This is a genomic window from Helicobacter felistomachi (assembly GCF_030296895.1).
GTDB lineage: Bacteria > Campylobacterota > Campylobacteria > Campylobacterales > Helicobacteraceae > Helicobacter > Helicobacter felistomachi.
Window position 1 is genome coordinate 696,417 of record NZ_AP028022.1, and the last position, 17,204, is coordinate 713,620.

The following is a 17,204-nucleotide window of genomic DNA, read 5'->3' on the forward strand; positions in this document are numbered from 1 at the left end:
AAAAACACCGTGCATCCACGCAAGCTGCTAGCTTGAGAGCTAACCTGCTTAAAAAAGCAAGGGGCTGCAAGCGGGGCAAAACACCTACAAACCATAGCACTCACAGCAAGGCATAAAACTCCCACCAGCCCCTTTAAGCGGCCACAACCATATTTGAAACAAGCCAGCATCACGCAAAAACGCAGTCTTAAGAGTGTTTGGCTTTTCGCATGGGGTCCCCTTTGGGGTAGCAAGCGTTAATTTGGTTCCTACTAAAGGCGGTGTCTGTTTTAGCAAAATTTCGGGCTTTTGTGGCAAGAATAAACCGATAAAAAACTTATAGAATTTTATAGATTTTATCTTGCTATTCCTAACCCCACCAAGCAAGCAAGAGGGGTGCAAATAAACCCCCCCATCAGCCGCCCCCTTAAGGCGCCCCCTTAAGGTGCGCTTTAAAACACCAGCAGCCATGCCACCCCCCACAAACGCCCAAGAAGCGTTGAACCCTTCTAGGCACACAAAACCCAAGCAAACAAAACTGTCCCCTAAGAGAGCCAAAGAAACAAGAAAGAGAAAGGGGGGAAAAGAGAAAAACCCCTTAAGGGGTAGCCATTGAAATTCTAACGAGTTTAAGGGGGCAAGGGCAGACTCCCTACAAGGAACAAGCCCTTAAAAAGTGAGACAAAGCCTTAAAATTAACAATTTAAAGGGCAACTTAAAGGGCAAAGGTAAAAAAGAAGCAAGCCCCTTTAAGAGGGCTAGGGGCAAAGCCCCTAAAATCCTAACAACCTTCCAAAAGTTTAGAAGTTGTAAACGTAGTTGAAGTAAACAGACACATTGCGTTTGTACGCAATGTCTAGTTTATCGCCAAATTCGTTCAGACCCTTATAGTAGTAGTTGGTCGCAAGAGGGATTCTTAAACCGATTTCAAAGCCATTGTGCTTGTTGACATTGGTCCTAAAGCCCAAGTTGATGGGGATTTGGAAGTAAGAGGTGTTCATTTTACCCAAACCTTGAGCCACCAAACTGTCGTAATAGCTTTGCCCTTTGACCGCCCAGCTAGAGCCATCCAACATGAGCCCTGCAAACAGACCCGTGGTGTATTTGCCATCTTTGCTTTCGTAGAAGTTATACAGCGCATCCACCCCAGCCCCATAGACAAAGTTGTCAAGTTCAGCTGCATTGCTGTTCATGAACGTGCCGTGTTGGTAACTGAAGTTGGCGTAGTAGCGCACACCCCAACGTTTCTTTTTGCCAAAGAATTGTTTATACCCAAACTGCACATCGATGCCATACATGTTGCCATTGGAGTTCATGGGTTGCATGGCGTTTGACATCGCCACCACACCGTTTTTGCTCACATTGTAGCCCATGGCTTTAAGCTCTGTTTGCATTTTGCTCAAGCTGGCTTTAGCGAGCACAAGGGCGTTGTTGACCGCATTGAGCTGTGTGGTGATGGCAGAGGGGGTGCCGGCATTTACGACAGGCAATGTGATGCTGCCCTTAGCATGTTCGGCTTGCACGCCCTCTACAGCTGCCACAGCCGCACCGCCCCCACCGGTTGCACCGCTCACCCCAGCCATGCCAGCCAACTGCCCTAGCAAACTTGATTGCAAATTGGTGAGGGCGTTGATGATGCTTTGTAAGTTAGCGTCCGCTTGTGTGGGGTTCAGCCGATCGCTTTGCACGATTTGGTTAAAGACATTGGAGATGTCTGTGTTGAGCTGGCTGATGGCAGCATCGGCGTTGCCTTGGAAACTTTGCTGAGACACCTTTTGTAAGGAGAGCAACAACGCCCCCAAAGTGTTGGCTTGGTTGTTGAGCAAGAAATCCACCCGCGCTTGGATCACCTTATCCTCATTGGTGAGGTAGTTGTTGATGGTTTGGTTAGTCACACCCACACGGCTCACCAAGCTTGAGAGCGCATTTTGTGCTTGCGCAGCGTAGCCATTTGTGCCTTGCAAACCATTGAGTAAGGAGGCGGTCGCATTGTTGTCGATGTTTTGTTGGAAGGTGTTGACTTGACCTTGTACGCCCTCCATTTTTGTAAGGAGCTGTTTAATGGCCGCCACCACAGCAGGGCTTAAGGTGCTGGGGTTGCCAAGGAGACTAGAAACGCTGACAGAAGTGCCATTGACATCAATGCTCGCACTAGAGTTTAGCAACTGCGCCAACGCCCCCAAACTCGTCACATTGCCAATAGAAGTGTCTAAGATTTTTTGGACAGAGGCGTTTTGGTTGCTAGGGTTGAGTAGAGGCGTTAAGGTGCCCATCGCATCGCTGTAGTTTTGAGCGGCTGCAAGCACCTTGCCTAGAGTAAAGTTATTGAGGGTTTGGTGCATGCTTTGGCTATTTTCGCCATCCACAAAGCCGTTGTAGTTGCCACCTGTGTTGTCTACTACCGCTTGGGCGGCAGCTTGGATTTGCGCAGGAGTGGCGTTGGCGATGTAGTTACCGATACTATCTGCTGTAGAGTTACCGCCACCACCTTTAGGTTGTGCTCCGCTCACGCCTTCTGCTTGCAGCGCCGCTGCCATGAGTCCGGCAATGCTGCCATCCAAAGTGGTGCTTGTCAAGCTACCTACAGTCGTGCCAGCGACATCGCCAGCTTGCACGGCTGTGATGTATTGCGCCATGGCTTGTTGGGTATTGACCACGCCTTGTATGCTGAGATTGCCCGTAAGGCCCGTGCTCACACCAAAGATGGCATTGACATCATTGACAAGTTGTGTGTAGTCCTGGAGATAAGCCGCTGTATTGGCTGTAGTGACCCCATCAACCCAATTAGTAATCCCTGTTTTAACCTTGGCTCCAGAGCTGTTACCCAACACCCCATTGGCGGCGTTGTAGTATTTGGCAAATTGTTGCACTTGGGTGAGGGCATTGGCAAGTGTAGAGCCGGTATAAACACTGCCTGCGCCGGGGGCTGCTTGCCCTCCACTTAAAACAGCCTCAATTTGACCTAAAGTACCGGAACTGCTAAGGATGGCGTTCAAGTTGGTCAAAAGGGTTGAGGCATTGGCAGGAGTGGTGTTGATAGAGTCCGCTGCCGTTTTACCTAAGAAATTAGTGAGCGCAGTTTGGAGCGCTGTGGCGACAATAGATTGCGATGCTTGATCTGCAGAGGGAGTGGTGGTGACCACATCTGTGGGGTTTTCTAAATAGTAAAGGAGATTGTGGCTCGCACCAGTAACATTGCCCGAAGCGCTGGCAATCGCCCCCACAAGCCCTTGGATAAAGGTGTCGGTGCCGTAGTTGCCCATAGTGGTGAGTTTGTCAAAATTAATGCCACTTAAATTGCTCGCCTTGCCATCGGTGAGGGTAGAGGCAGAGTCAGTGTTCCCAGCCCCTACTGCGCCGCTAAATAAACCTGCAATGTTTGCCAAAGACTTATCCAAGCCTTGGATACCTTTTGTATCGCTTGCTCCAAAAGCGGCGGTGGCGTTGGCACTGAGGGCACCACTAGCTTGTAACAATCCATCTGTGAGCATGGTGTTAATGCCACTCAAGCCCTGCATGCCCTCTAGGGGAGTGTAGCCCGTACTTTCGACTTGTTGGGTTAAAGCAGATAAGCCGAGAGCACCCGTGCTGTTTGCAGCGAATTGGAATTGGCTTTGGCTGAATACATCGGTTGCGCTGATTTGGGCGTTCAACAGAGTGCCGATCCCAGAATTGGTGTTGCCACTGCCCCCAGCGTAAGAGCTGTAAATGCTGTTGATGGCGCTGGCGACAGAACTAGCCGCGCTAGAGCTGGTGTCTGAGATGGGGACGATGAAGCCGGTTAAATTGCCTACAGCGGTGTTGACATTGCCTAGACTTTTCACCACATTGGTGTTGAAGGGGATACCGGGCAAGAGGACACTGCTGTCGCCATTGTTTAAGCCCGAAACCAGAGAGTTCCACGCACTCACACCTTGCAAACTGCTAGTAACGGTGTTGCTAAAGGCGGTGAAACTATCTGGGGTGGGGGAGGTGGCTGAACCCGTGTTGGGGTTTAAGACAATGTTGCTGCCGTTCATGCTGGAGAACTCTTTAGACGCGGCTGCACTGAAGAGCCCATTGTTTTTACCTTCGGTCACGATCTTTTCAGCAATGCTTTGGTATTGGTTGCTTTGGATGAGATCATTTTTTGCATCACCATCGCATAGGGGTTGTTGTTGATAGCGGTTTGTAGTTGCCCTTGTAAGTTCTCCAAATATTGCAAGCGATTCACAAGGGTTTCCAACCCATAGAGCTTGCTAAGAGCCCCAGCTGCCCCTGACCCCGTGTAACTGGCGGCGGCGTTGTTGGTGAGCTGGCTGTAAGAGGGGTTTTGTGCGTTGCCCACCGCATTGCCTTGCACATAGTTGAGCACATCGCTGGCTAGGGTGTTGCCTTGGGCGGCTTGTGAGTTACCCGTCGTGAGGCTGTTGAGTAAATTGATATTGTGGGTGTAGCTGTCGATGTCTTTGATGAATTGGACCACTTGGCTGGGCGTGGCGTCATCGCCGGCTTTGAGCGCTTGCATCAACGCCCCCACTTGTTGGGCGGCGGTTTGGGCAGTGAGGTATTGTTGGGCGTTGCCCTGGGTTACCTTCAACACCCCACTCGCGTTGTTGGTGATGGTGCCATTGACATTGTTGCTAGTATTTTTTGAATCAGTGTTCCCTGCCAAAAGTTTGTTGGCTTTAAAGAGGCTTTGGGCGTCCGTGATGATGTGGGCGACATTGGCGACCGTGTTGGGGGTCAATTTATTGCTCAAATTGCTGCCCAGCTCATCGATGTAGGTCGTTCCGCTGGCTGCCCCATTGGCGGTTTTGTAATAGATGTTGTCAAAGGCCGTCCAAATGGCTTGAGCGTCTGAGGCATCTATGGTCTGGTTTGTCAAATTTTGCACCGCATGGATCACGGCGGCGTAGTTATTGCTGGAGGCGGAGCCTGTGTTGATGGTCATCAAAGCCCCCACAAACGCCTCCATGCTGACATTGGTGCCTAAATAGCTTTGCAAGGTCGCCGCATTGGTGTTGATCACGCTCACCACGCTATCGGCTGCCCCACTAGGGTTGGTGAAAAGGGCGGTGTAGGGGGTGGAGTTGGTGTAAATGCCATTAGAGCTTGTCTGTTGCACGATAGATCCAATGAGGTTGTTGATGGTGGCTAGGGCTTGGAGGTTGCCGATATAAGCACCAGCGTTGGGGTCGTTGATCCCCATTTGGGCGTAGTAGTGTGCGCCGCTGCCTGAAGAGAGGGGGAAGCCGATGCTGCTGTTGTTGGCAGAACTGAAGGTGCCGCCATTGATCGTGCCTTGGTTGCCTAGGGCATTGACATTGTTTAGGTTGTACTGCAAGGGCTTACCGGTGTTGGCGGTTGACCCCGTGGTGGCATTGACAAAAAAGTTGGGGTCGGTTTGGTAGAGTTTAAGCACAGCGCTGCTTAAGTTGCTCACTAGGGTTTGGTAACTGCTAAAGTCGCTGGTGGTGAATACCCCATTGTTGCTGCTAGGCGTGTTGAGCAAGGGCAAAAGTCCGTTCAAGGTGTTGCTCAAAGTGTTGATGGCGGCGTTGGCAAAGCCTAGACTTTGCGCACTGCTGATGCCTGCAGCCTTTAAAATGCCTTGCAAGCCAGAGCCGCTCATGGCATCGCTGCCTTGTTGTGTGCTTTGACCCGCATTGCTGTCTAACCCGGCGTACGCTTTGATGTTGTTGATGTCGTTTTGGATATAGCCGAGCAACTGGCTGGCAGATAAATTCCCCGTGGCAAATTGCTCTTTAATGCTGGGCGCAAACGCCCCCAAATTTTGACTCAAATTTTGGAGGTTGTTGAAGATGTTGTCAAAGGTCTGAGTCGTGAGGATGTTGGTGGTACCAAGCCCGGCAGTGGCAGTGGGCAACTGCCCGCTAGAGCTTAAAGCGGTGTTGGCAGCACTGATGTAGCCGCCTAAATTGCTCATTTGTGTAACCACTGCGCCAAAAGTAGTGGCATCCACTTTCGAAGGTCCTGAACCAGTAGGGGCATTGGCAAGGAGTGCTTGCAAGGTTGCATAGGATCCAGAACCACTGAGCAAGCTAGTGAAAGCGCTCGCCAGAGCGGAGTTAGATGTAGCCCAAGTGCTGTAAGTAGCCCCAAAGACAGTGGTTAGGGCATCGCTTACTTCGGCACCACCATCAACAGCGACGACCAAAGCAGCCAAAGCGGCATCTAAATTCGAAGCACTAAGAGCCGTGTTGGCTTTCATGCCGGCTTGCCCGCTTTGTATTTGCAATTTACCTAAAGCCGTTGCATTTGATGAATTGGTGAGCGTGCCCATGTTGTTGTTAAAGCTTTGCACACCTTGGATATCGCTGACAAAGTTGCTCGAAGCGCCAGAGGTGCTAGGAGAGGAATTGTTGAACGCATTTTGCAAATTCACCAAAGCCCCTAAGCCTTGGGCGATTTGTGAGGTGCTCGCCGTGCTCGAAAAAGTCCCCGAAGAGAAGATCGAAAGGTCGTTTTGCAGATTGGAAGAAGACGCCAAAGTGGGGCTGAGGACGAAGTTGGTGTTCAATTGACCCTCAATAGCGGCTTTAGTTTGGGCGATGAGCCCATTTTGCGCTTGGCTGGCACTCAAAGCGTTGTACATGAACGCCAAACCATTGGCTTGATTCACTTGGTTCACATCTTGGCTTGTGGAGCTCCAGTTTTTCGTGAGGGCATTGATGTAATCGCCCAGCAAAGTTTCGGAGCGGAACAACGCCTTGATGTTGTTTAAGACTTGGGCTTGGTTATCGATGGCATCGGCTTTGCCCGCAGCTTCTGCGGCTTGGCTGTTATACGTCTTGTTGGCGGCGGCGTTGTTGATGCCCGCGTTTAAGATGTTATTGAGCGAAGCGGAGCTAGAGAGCATGCCCTTAAAGGTGTTGACATTGTTGCTGTAAGTCAAGACATTTGTCAAAAGATTTGACAAATTTGCCATGTACTGCTTGTTGTAAGCGGCTTGGTTGGTGGCTTGTTGGCTCGTCCAAGAGGTGTTGGTGCTGCTTTTGTCGGTCACACCGCCATTTTGGACATTGAGGGGGTAAATTGTAGTGGGGTTGGCTGTGCCCCCTTTGAGGGTGTTGTCCACCTTGATGTTGGCTGTGCTCACATAGGGGTTCACTTGTTGCAAGAGGCTATCTAGGGCACCCCATGCGCTCGTTTTAGCGCTACCCCCAAAGGTGTTGCTTTCAAAGGCGTTGTAAAGGGCTTGGAGGTTGGCGCTGGTTGGAGCATTGCCCCCTGTCGTGTTGGGTACGGAGTTTTTGCCCCCACGGTCCAATCAGGGAAAAGGTTTTGCAAATTGCTGTTGTTGCCTAAGCCTGTATTGGCGTTTTTGAGTTCATGCTCTAAAGTTAAAGCGGCTTGAAAAGCGCTGGCTAGAGAGCCATTGTATTGGCTTGAGAGCGCATTTTTAAAATCGCCTAGGCTGTCGGTGCTGGTTGCCGTGGTCGTGCTAAAGCTGCCGTTGGAAGGGTTGAAGACCACGGTGCCATTGCCTGTGATTTGTTCGTAAGCTTGATAGACCGCTTGGTAAGCGTTAGGATTGACCAAGCCATTGAGCGCTGTGGCGACATCGCTTAAAGTGGCTGTCCCCACAGCAGGCAAGCCTTGAAGGGCGCTAAAGACCGCACTCACCGCATTGGAATTGAGGGTGTTGTTGGCGATGACATCGAGCTGTGGGCTCATGGCAGAGAGGGCGGTGAGAGCGTTGGTGTAGTTGCTGTTGAGTGTATAGGTTGTGGTGCCGCTACTCGTGGAGGCGGTTACAAGCCCATTGTCGATCATGCCGCTGATGTTGTTGATGGCTTGTAAAGTCGTGAGCCCATCCCCACTCCCGTTAAAGGCATAAGTGCTGGAGTTGATGAGGGAGTTGGTGGTGGTGTTGGCAGAGGCGTAAAGCACATTGTTTAAGCTGTCTAAAAAGCTGGAGGCTTTGGTGGTGGCATCTGTGCTTGTGAGGGCGGTGATGGCACTAAGAATCCCATCACCGGCGGTGTTGAGCGTGCTAAATGCGCTGTCGTAAGCGGTGTTTAGTCCAGCACCCGTATTGACATATAAATTCGAGTTGTCGATGATGGCGTTCATGTTTTGGTAAATGGTGCCGAGCAAGCCATCAGCCGTGCCTTGGTTAGATCCACTGGCGATCTGGCTGGCTTGTAAATTCCCCGTAACTTTGTAGGCAACAGGGCTGGTGCCGGTGGTGGGGGTGGCGGTGTAGTAGCCCGTTTGCGCCCCACTGCCTAGTAAGTTGTTGGCGGCACTCACCCCACTGAAGCTGATGCGGTTGTTGTAGGCGTTGGTGTATTGATTCATCAAGCCCAAAATGGCGTTGTTGGTGTTTGAACCCGGTCCAAAGCTGTAGATGTCAAGCCCATTGCCACTAGAGCCTAGGATGGTGCTGATGAGGCCGTTGGCATTGCCAAAGAGGTTCCAGTTGGCAGGGTAGGGGTTAGAAACGGGCGTGGAGGTGGAGTCTGTAGTGTTGCCGATGCCAAAGCCATTGCTGGCGTTGCCGGTGAGAGCAGTGCCGGTATTGCCACTAGCCCCCGTGGGGTTGTAAATGGGGGCAAGGTTGCCACTGGTGTTCCAAGATTGAAGACCGCTAGGTCCATCGTACGAACCACTGCTGAGTTGGTAATTGCCTCCCAAGAGACCGCTGACGGAGTTGACAAGATTTTCGACCGTGATGTCTGCCGCATCCAAGCCGGGAGAGAGGCAAGAGACCAAAGCCAAACTAAAAGAAGTTTTGCGCAAGCGCTTAGAAGATTTTCGTTTCAAATGAAATCCTTTGTTGTGGTGTTCTTGAGTTCGTTTCACTAATTACAGCTACTGCCGGCAGAGGGCACACAAATGGTTGCGCCAGAGTTGGGGGTGAGCTTATTGACAACATCGGGTACGGCGACCTGGTTATTGACGGTGTTGCTTTGGTTTTTAAAGGGGTTGATGCCGTTGGGCGCAAATACCCCTCCCCCCCATTTGTGGCTTCAGCACGGGTCATATACAAAACACGAAACCGGAGTTTTCAAACCAAACAATTTAAGGTTTACAAAAAGTAAAATTAAGCAAACAATAAGTGCATTTGTCTTAGTATACTGAACTCTTTATTTGAGTATTTCATCTTTAAATCTCGTGAAAGGACTGACATGACAAGTGCATGCAAACAAAGTTTTAAAAAACTCACTTTTGTTTCTCTAGGCATTGGCTTTTTAGCCTTGACTTCTTCTCTTTCTGCTGAAAACTCCGGTTTCTATGGAAGTGTGGGGTTTCAGTATTCGAATATGACCCGTGCTGAAGCCACAAATGGGGGGGGGGAGGGGTGATGATGCCCCAAACCCTCAATGGCAACCCCTACCTAGGCGCGAACTCCACGACCGCAGCCCAAGCGCCCAGTTTCACCGGGACCGGCCCTAACAATGTAACCAACTACAGTGGGAGCACTTCAATCAACCCCAATGGCTTGCCCACTTATAAACAAGTTCAATAACACCACTCAAGGACACCGCGACACATGAAAAGAAACTCAAAACGCAAATCTTATAAACGTACCATCAGCCTCGCCCTAGCCAGCTGTTTTGGCTTTGTGCCCGCTTTGGACGCTGATGCTATGAATGTCGATAACTTGGTCGATTCCATCTCTGGGCTCTTGGGGGGCAACTATTCAGCCGGAGCTAGTGCCGGCAGCCCTAGCACCTTTGGCAGCAACCCCGCTACGGGCATTTGGGTTAATGACGATGGGACTGCCACCCGATTTGGCACTGGTGCCGGGCAAGTCTATAGAGGTGTATCTGGTGGAGGCTCTGGTCTTGCAAACAACCCCCAAATCTCCAACTACAACCTCTATGGTGCCAGTGGCTTGCTCTCTGATTTTAATCTTGGCACCAACTACACCAACCCCCTAGAGGGCTTGAGCAGTCAGTTTTCTAACGCCAACATCTACTACGGCTACCGCTCTGCCTTTGCGGGCGTGCCCACTGCCAGCAATAACCTTTTAAACCCCAGTGCGAGTGTGAGCAACCCCTATTGGACCACCTCTACGGGGAGTATGAGTGATGCTAAGGGCAATCTTGCAAGCTCCTTACTCAACAACCCCGGACAAGTCAGCAGTGTTGATACCCTCCTACAAAACATTTACGACACCATCCAAAGCATCAATGGCAGCATCGGTGTTTCGGGCTCGGGCGCAACAGGGGTCGCCAACTATGTCGCCGACTACAGCTCTAGCGGAGCTGTGGGTTCTGTGGGGGCGAATTTCTTAAACGCGCTCAATAGCATCCAAACCGCCAACACCGACAACACCACGAGTTCTTTAACTGGTCTAGCTGCGAGCATCAACACTGTCGCCAACGCACTGGGCATTAGTGCTCTAGGCTCTAGCGCCGGCACCGCAAGCGGTAAAGCCCTCTTTGCCACGGCTACAGATACAAGCGGTCTAGCCAACACCTACACAGTTGCAGACAATGCCCTTGCAGCCTTGCAAAGCCTAGACACCTTGCAAGGTCTTGTCAATGGGGGGATTGTCAGCACCACAACGGACAAAACAACGGGGGCGGTCAATGGCTACATCTCCAACACCAACTACATCGCCGCTTACAAGCTCTACGACACGGTGACAACGAAGGGCTACTTGAGCGACATCACCAACAACATCTTAAACGGGGCGAGTGTCAGCCAAGTGGCTGCGGCGATCAATGCCTTGAATACAAACGGGAAGTTTGGGGTCGCCACACAAGCCCAGTTGCAAACCGCCCTCAATGGCTTGGTTAATCCCAGCCAGTATAAAGTGGTCTATGACGCTTACGACAACATCGCTAAGGCGATCCAAACTGGCTACACCCCAAGTGGCCAGAGCACAGCCATCAGTTACAGCACGGTTTTTAACAAGGGGGCAAACAACGCCGACATCATCAATAGTTTGATCACGTTTGAAGACGCTTACAACAATGTTAAGGGGAGCGATGGTCTAGCCTCGGGTAATGGCTTGCTGACTTCAAATTTCCTTACCGGGGGAGTGACTAGCTCCACCACCTCCACCATCGCGCAGGCGCTTTACAACACCTTTAATGGCAGCTCTGCGGCTTACACGACCCTAACCAATGCCCTAAGCGCGCTTGGAAATGTGCTAAGTCCGAGTACCGTTTATGTAAGCAGCACCACCACCACTAACGACACTGCGACCACGCAAAATCAAAGCAGCTCTTACCCCATCAATGTTGCCTCCCCCACCTCTACCGACAAGAACATCACCTCTTACACCACACAGAGCGCGGCAAACAAAGTTGCCTACAACAACACCATCAACACCGCGCTCTCTAAATTGTTAGGTAGTGCCATCACTTACAGCGATGGGCAAAGCACTTTGGCGGGCTTGCTTAAAGGCGGGGGGTCTGTGGCTTCGCAAATCCTCACCGCAGGGCTACAAAACGCTGCGGCCAACGCGTTGCAAGGCCAAAACAACACCACCAATGGTGCGGCTACAGTGATCAACCAAATCCGCGCGATCTACACCTCCCAAGAGTTGCTAAACGCCTACATCGGAGCTGCCCTTGATCCTAACAGCAACATCACGCCCGACACCCAAGCGCAGATCCTCACGGGCTTAAACGCGGCTTTAACCGCCAGCGATAAAAACCAAGGCCTCATCGCCCAAACCGTGTACAGCATTGAGCGGTTGCTCAACAGCAACACCACGGGGGGCAAAACCATCACGGCACCGACTTTAAGCACTTTCAACACTGACCTTGGAAACACGGGCACCTCTCCCTTTACATCCAGTAGCGTGACTCTTACGCAAATGCAAACGGCGCTTAACTCCATGACAGATCTAAACACCATGGCTGCAAGCAACACTGCAGCGAATATGGTAGCTGCTGCCACACAGGCTGCTGTCATTAAGAGCAATTTACAGACAGTCGTCGCAGCCTTGGAGGCGGGAGCCATCGAAGTCAGTGGAGCAACCGCAACAGCCACGACCTTGGCTGGGGCATTCACCACCTTGTCTGGTAGCGCCTCTCCAATCAAGGACACAATCACAGTTGCGGCGGGGGCCGGCCAAGCAGCTACAGAGGCTGCTATCGTTGCGCTCCTTGGGGGCACTGGGGCGTGGACTAGCGCAAACTCTGCCACCACTAACCCCTTGACCAAATTCTCCGCTGCCACCACCACCTACTCTACCATTACTGCACTCCAAACGGCTGTAAGCAGTGTTAATACTGATGTCGCCAACATCGATGCGATCATGGGAGCTGGCAACCAAGTTACTAATTGGGGGACCACTTTCTTGGGAACTGGGCTTACTGGGGTAACGGGGTCAATCGCCGACCAAATCGCTGCGATGCAAAAAGCCATCACAAACTACAATAACCAAGTGGAAATCGCTTTCACGCCCAGCCAGCAACAAGATTTTATGAGCGGGATGGCCACTAACCCCAGTGCCACCATCGCCGCTTTAGAAAAACAAGTGCAAAGCTACCTTAGTGCCTACAACACTTGGTCGAACATTGGCAACAGCACCAACGCCAGTTGGGATACCTCTACACCCTCTAAAGGGGTAGGCCTTACCTCAAACACCCTCTCTACGCTACTCACCAATGCGGGGGCCAAACCCAGCATCGACCTAGGCTTTGCCACCGCTGCGGCCAATAGCATCCAAACTGCCCTAACAAACATCCAAGGCTTGGTGAGCACTTCTGACTTTTCTTCAAGCACGCTTGGCACGCTAGGCTCTATCAGCGCCAGCAGCTCCACTCTAGGCACGCTCAACACCGCTGTGGGCAAACTCTACGATTTAGATCCCTCTTTCTTTGGCGCAAACAGCCAGACTGGCAAAAGCCCGGGCAATCTAAGCAACATCAGCAATATTTTTGACGACAACACCATTATACAATCGGGCAAGGTGATCGGCCAGCCCTCTGAGGGTGTGGGTCCTGCCAGCGATGGCGCTTTAGGGGGCGGGTTTAAAGCCAACGCCTCCGCAAGTGGATATTTCACAAACCTTGTGAATTTAAACACCATCACCAGCTTGCTAGGCAATGTCGTGGGCGGCACAGCAAACGCCCCCACAGCGAGCACGAATTACACCAAAGCATTTTCTACCAATGGTGGGGTGGTGAATAATCTTTTGGGTAGTTCTTCTGCCTATTACAATGCCTTAGAACCCTCATCAGGCACTTTTAAAGATGGGATAAACTCCACACAATTCATTCAAGAATTGATGAGTTTAGGCGACACCCTCAATGCTGCCCCCTCTAGCATTTCTGCCTCAACTATAAGCACCCTCCAGGGTTATTTCACAACTCCTGGCGATGGGACCTCTAGCGGGGCTCTCTACAACGCCTTGGTTGCGTGGAAAGCCATTGCTTTCCCCACAAGCGACGCAGCCGGGGCAACCAGCCTACTTAGCCAAATGGCAAGCCTTGTGGGCAACACCAATGCTGCTAGCAGTGCAATCGGCGTTAATCAACTGCTCACAGACGCAAACAATCTGAACAGTGCGAACACTGCCCTCACCACCGCTGGCAGTGGTCTAGCCGCGGCGCAAATCAACAGCGGCCTGCTCAACATCACCAGCACCAACGCGGCGGCGTTTAGCCAAGCCTCCAATGCCGCCACGGCTCTAGGGCAACTCATCAGCGCCTTGCAAGACCCCACATTGAGTTCGAGCAACACTGCTGCCAACATTGCCGGCAATGTGGTGAAACTTATCCAAGATTTAAACACCTACAACCACAACATCAATCTGCTCAACGGCCTCACCGCTACCTCTGCGGGTACGGGCACGGCAGGGACAAGCGTGGCTTCGCAAATTTTAAACTATTTGCAGGCAAAGAGCAGCACAAAAGGCTTGATGACAAGCAGCGGCACCCTTTCTACTAATGTCCAAGACTTGCAGGGCTTGCTTAATCGCTTGCAATATCTGCAGGGCTTACAAGCTAAAGTCCAACAGGCTATCGACAACAACCCCTACGCATTGGTGATGGGTAAAGATCAAGCGGTCAATTCCACCACTTTCCAAAACGCCGCAACTGGCATTATGGGCTTGTTCAACACCACCACAAGCGGCACACTCTTTACAGGCAGTGCTGGCAGTTATAACCCCACCGCAGACATGACCAGCAATTTCCAAGCCCTCACCACCGCTATGGGTTATGAGATGACGAACTTGAGCACTTACAACGGCTTGATTGCCAATTTAGACAACTCCAGCAACAGCATTTTGTTAAACCCCACTTCTGGCGTAGCGCAAACCGCCGCGCAAGATGCTTTAGACAAAATCGCGCAGAATGTCTATAGTATCACCTCTTACCTCGCCCCCATCACCCCCAGCGCTGCCGGAGGCACGAATGCGAACACTTCTAGCTTCAACACCATCCAAACAGCGTATAACACTATTAGCGGTTCTTCAGGTTTAGGTGCCTCTGCCCTCTCCTCTCTAGGAAAACTCTTTAGCACAGGGGCTAGTGGAACTGCGGGTTCTGGGGCTATAACCATTGGTGACTTAAGCAGCCCAACTGAAGATGGGAACAACACTAGCAACAAATCTACTGTCTTTGCGGGTATGCAAGCGATCGTGCAGCTAAACCAAATGTTTGGCTCGATCCAAACAGACGCTGCGGGCACCGCCGCTTCACAAGGTTTTACAAACTTCCAAACCAGCACGGGGAGTACGGGGCTTGGTGCACTCACTACAAATATCACGGCTTTAACAGCCAATTTAAGCACTACAGGCGGGGATAGTCTAAGTGGGATTACAGCTATCAATAGCCCTCAAATTGGCAAAGTAACCCAAATTTTGCAAGCTTTAGAGAGCAACTCCTCTTTGGCAAGCATAATCAACACTGCCACCACTCCCACCACTGGTGATTTTACTGGCGACAATGCGGGCAATTGGACAGCCCTCAAAAACGCGCTCACTGCCATCGGGGTCAGTGCCACCGGCATCGATCCCACAAGTCACGGGAGCGATTTAGTGAACTTTTTAACCGCGGCACAAACCCTCATTGGAACCAACGGGGCTCAGGGCGGTGCTGGAAATGGGGCATTGCAAATTTTAAACAGCGGTCTATCCAACCACATTAACCCCAACAGCGCAAACTTGGTCAATGCCATCCCCCAGCTCATTCAAGAGGCGCAGACTCTAAACTCTTTGTACACCACTGTGCAAGGTTCTACAATAGCCTCTACAGCCTCATCTATATCAAGCACCCCTGGTTTAGGTAGTGGCGGTCAGACTCTTTGGGCTAATTCTGACAAAAAAGCCATTGGTCTTACCCCTGCGGTTTACCAAGCCATCGCCCAAGTGGTGCAACAAGCCGATGCGATCTTTAGTGCCGGGTCTGCTTCTAATGCCGGCAGCACGGGTGGGGTGTTAAACGCCGATCAAGCCGCGACCAATTACCTCAATGGGCTTAACGGCAGTTCTGGTGTTGGAGCCGACAGCACACAGCCCACGGCTCCAGGCACGGCTAATGCGCCCACTAACTTTGCCGGGCTCGTGGTGTATGAATTGACCCAAGGGGGGGTTTCTTGGAGCTCCAACTACGCCACAACTATACAATCTGCCACCTCCGCACAACTTGCGGCTGCCGTTAGCGCGGCTTTGTCTAGCTCTGCGCTCACCCCTGCGATGATGCAGAATATGGTAGAAAGTGCCATCACGACAGTCCTTGGCGACAGTGGCATGAGCTCTTACAGCAAAGAAATAGCTGCCATCACGCCTTTGCTCAACAGCGCAAAAGCCACCCCCGCAAGCGTCTTAAACGATGCGCTCAACAACGCCTCCAGCTTGCAGGCTTTACTAAGCAAACTTGGCGCAACTTGGATTAGCACCAACGCTAGCAGCGCCTCTAGCAGTGGGCTTTTAAATGCCTCTACCATCCAAAAGATCGAGACGGTTTTAGGCAACATGAAAACCAGTGGGGCTACTTACACGGCGGCGCAAGATGCGATTAATGGCACTTCTGCGGCGGCCAAACAAGCGCAACAAATCGAGGCTGCGGCCACTGCCCAAGCCGCCTTGCAAAACAACTTAAACGCACTCACCATGCTTGGCAACACACAGTTTAACTCCAACACAGAGAGCAGCTATTTACAAGAGCTTGGCACGGTCACCACCGCCCAAGCCGAATACATGGCGTCCAACTACAACTTACCCGCCTTGATGGCTCAATTAAAAGCTGAGGAAGCCAACTACACCGGTGCCAACGGGCAAGCGGTGCAAAAATCCATCACCACCGCTTACCAAACCATCATGCAAACCGGTAACTTGAACCCCTCGGCCGCTCAACAGGCCCTCACAAACTTGGTGAGCGAAGTTGCCACCTTGCAAGATCAAGTGGTGAGTGCTTTGGGTACTTTGATGCAACAAAGCCGTGGAGGCGGGGGCGGCGCACAGGTGGCAGCTGAAGTGAGAAACGGCGACGGGGCGCATGGCGGCGTGCTCATGGTGGCTCTTGACAAACAAGGGGGCGCGACTCAGCTCCTTGAAATGCCCGCTGGCAATCCTCAACAGCAAGTCAACGCCCTCAAGACCTTGTTGCAGAATTTACAGACAACTTCTGCTTTCGCCAAGGCGAGCTTAATGAAGCTTAACAGCGATCTTAGTAAAATGGCAACAGCGACCGCCACTGCCACTTACGGCTCCGCTCATCGCATGGTGCCCATGAACTCCAATGGCAACATGTATGGCATCGATGTGCAGTTTGGGTATAAACAATTCTTTGGCAAAAAGAAACGCTGGGGTGTGCGCTACTACGCCAACTTCAGTTACCAACACGGCACATTCATGAACAGCAATGCAGCTGAACTTGACAACTTTGTCTATGGGGCTGGGGTGGATGCGCTGTATAACTTCTACGAAAGCAAAGATGGCAAATACACCACAGGTCTGTTTGCAGGGCTCATGTTGGATGGCTCTAGCTGGGCGGTCAAAGGGCAAAGTTACTACACCTACTTGATGAATTACGACAATTCACACGGCGGCCATGCGGTCATGAACACCAGCTACTTCCAAATCCCCTTGAATTTGGGCTTTAGGACGAATGTCAACAGACACAATGGCTTTGAAATCGGTTTAAGAATCCCCCTTGCGGTGAATTACTACTTCAAGGGAGAATTGGATGGCGTGAAAACAGACATTGCGTACAAACGCAATGTTTCTGTTTACTTCAACTATGTTTACAACTTCTAATCTTTGAGAGGTTGTTAGGATTTTAGGGGCTTTGCCCCTGTGCCCC

Annotated in this window: 5 protein-coding genes; 3 read left to right on the top strand and 2 right to left on the bottom strand. The window is 51.5% G+C overall.

The window, feature by feature from the left end:
- Positions 1 to 779 precede the first annotated feature (779 nt).
- Both QUE23_RS03640 and QUE23_RS03645 read right to left on the bottom strand, forming a co-directional pair.
- Positions 780 to 4,058, bottom strand: coding sequence for an outer membrane protein (locus QUE23_RS03640; RefSeq protein WP_286349261.1), 3,279 nt, complete (start codon positions 4,056 to 4,058; stop codon positions 780 to 782).
- Positions 4,055 to 7,252, bottom strand: a complete 3,198-nt coding sequence (locus QUE23_RS03645; RefSeq protein ID WP_286349262.1) for a beta strand repeat-containing protein — start codon at positions 7,250 to 7,252, stop codon at positions 4,055 to 4,057. The genes QUE23_RS03640 and QUE23_RS03645 overlap by 4 nt, the downstream gene beginning before the upstream one ends.
- Positions 7,253 to 9,116: 1,864 nt before the next feature.
- On the opposite strand from QUE23_RS03645, the gene QUE23_RS03650 reads away from it, so the two are divergent.
- Genes QUE23_RS03650 through QUE23_RS03660 form a run of 3 tightly spaced genes read left to right on the top strand, consistent with a single transcriptional unit; the run spans position 9,117 to position 17,158 of the window.
- Positions 9,117 to 9,293 carry a hypothetical protein gene (locus tag QUE23_RS03650; protein ID WP_286349263.1) on the top strand — a complete coding sequence of 59 codons (177 nt, stop codon included), beginning with the start codon at positions 9,117 to 9,119 and terminating at the stop codon, positions 9,291 to 9,293.
- 2 nt (positions 9,294 to 9,295) lie between these two features.
- Positions 9,296 to 9,457 (top strand): hypothetical protein, encoded by a 162-nt coding sequence (locus QUE23_RS03655; protein ID WP_156241317.1) that lies wholly within the window; start codon positions 9,296 to 9,298, stop codon positions 9,455 to 9,457.
- Between the two features lie 24 nt (positions 9,458 to 9,481).
- On the top strand, positions 9,482 to 17,158 hold the full coding sequence (locus tag QUE23_RS03660) for an outer membrane protein (RefSeq protein WP_286349264.1): 7,677 nt from the start codon (positions 9,482 to 9,484) through the stop codon (positions 17,156 to 17,158).
- Positions 17,159 to 17,204: the final 46 nt, after the last annotated feature.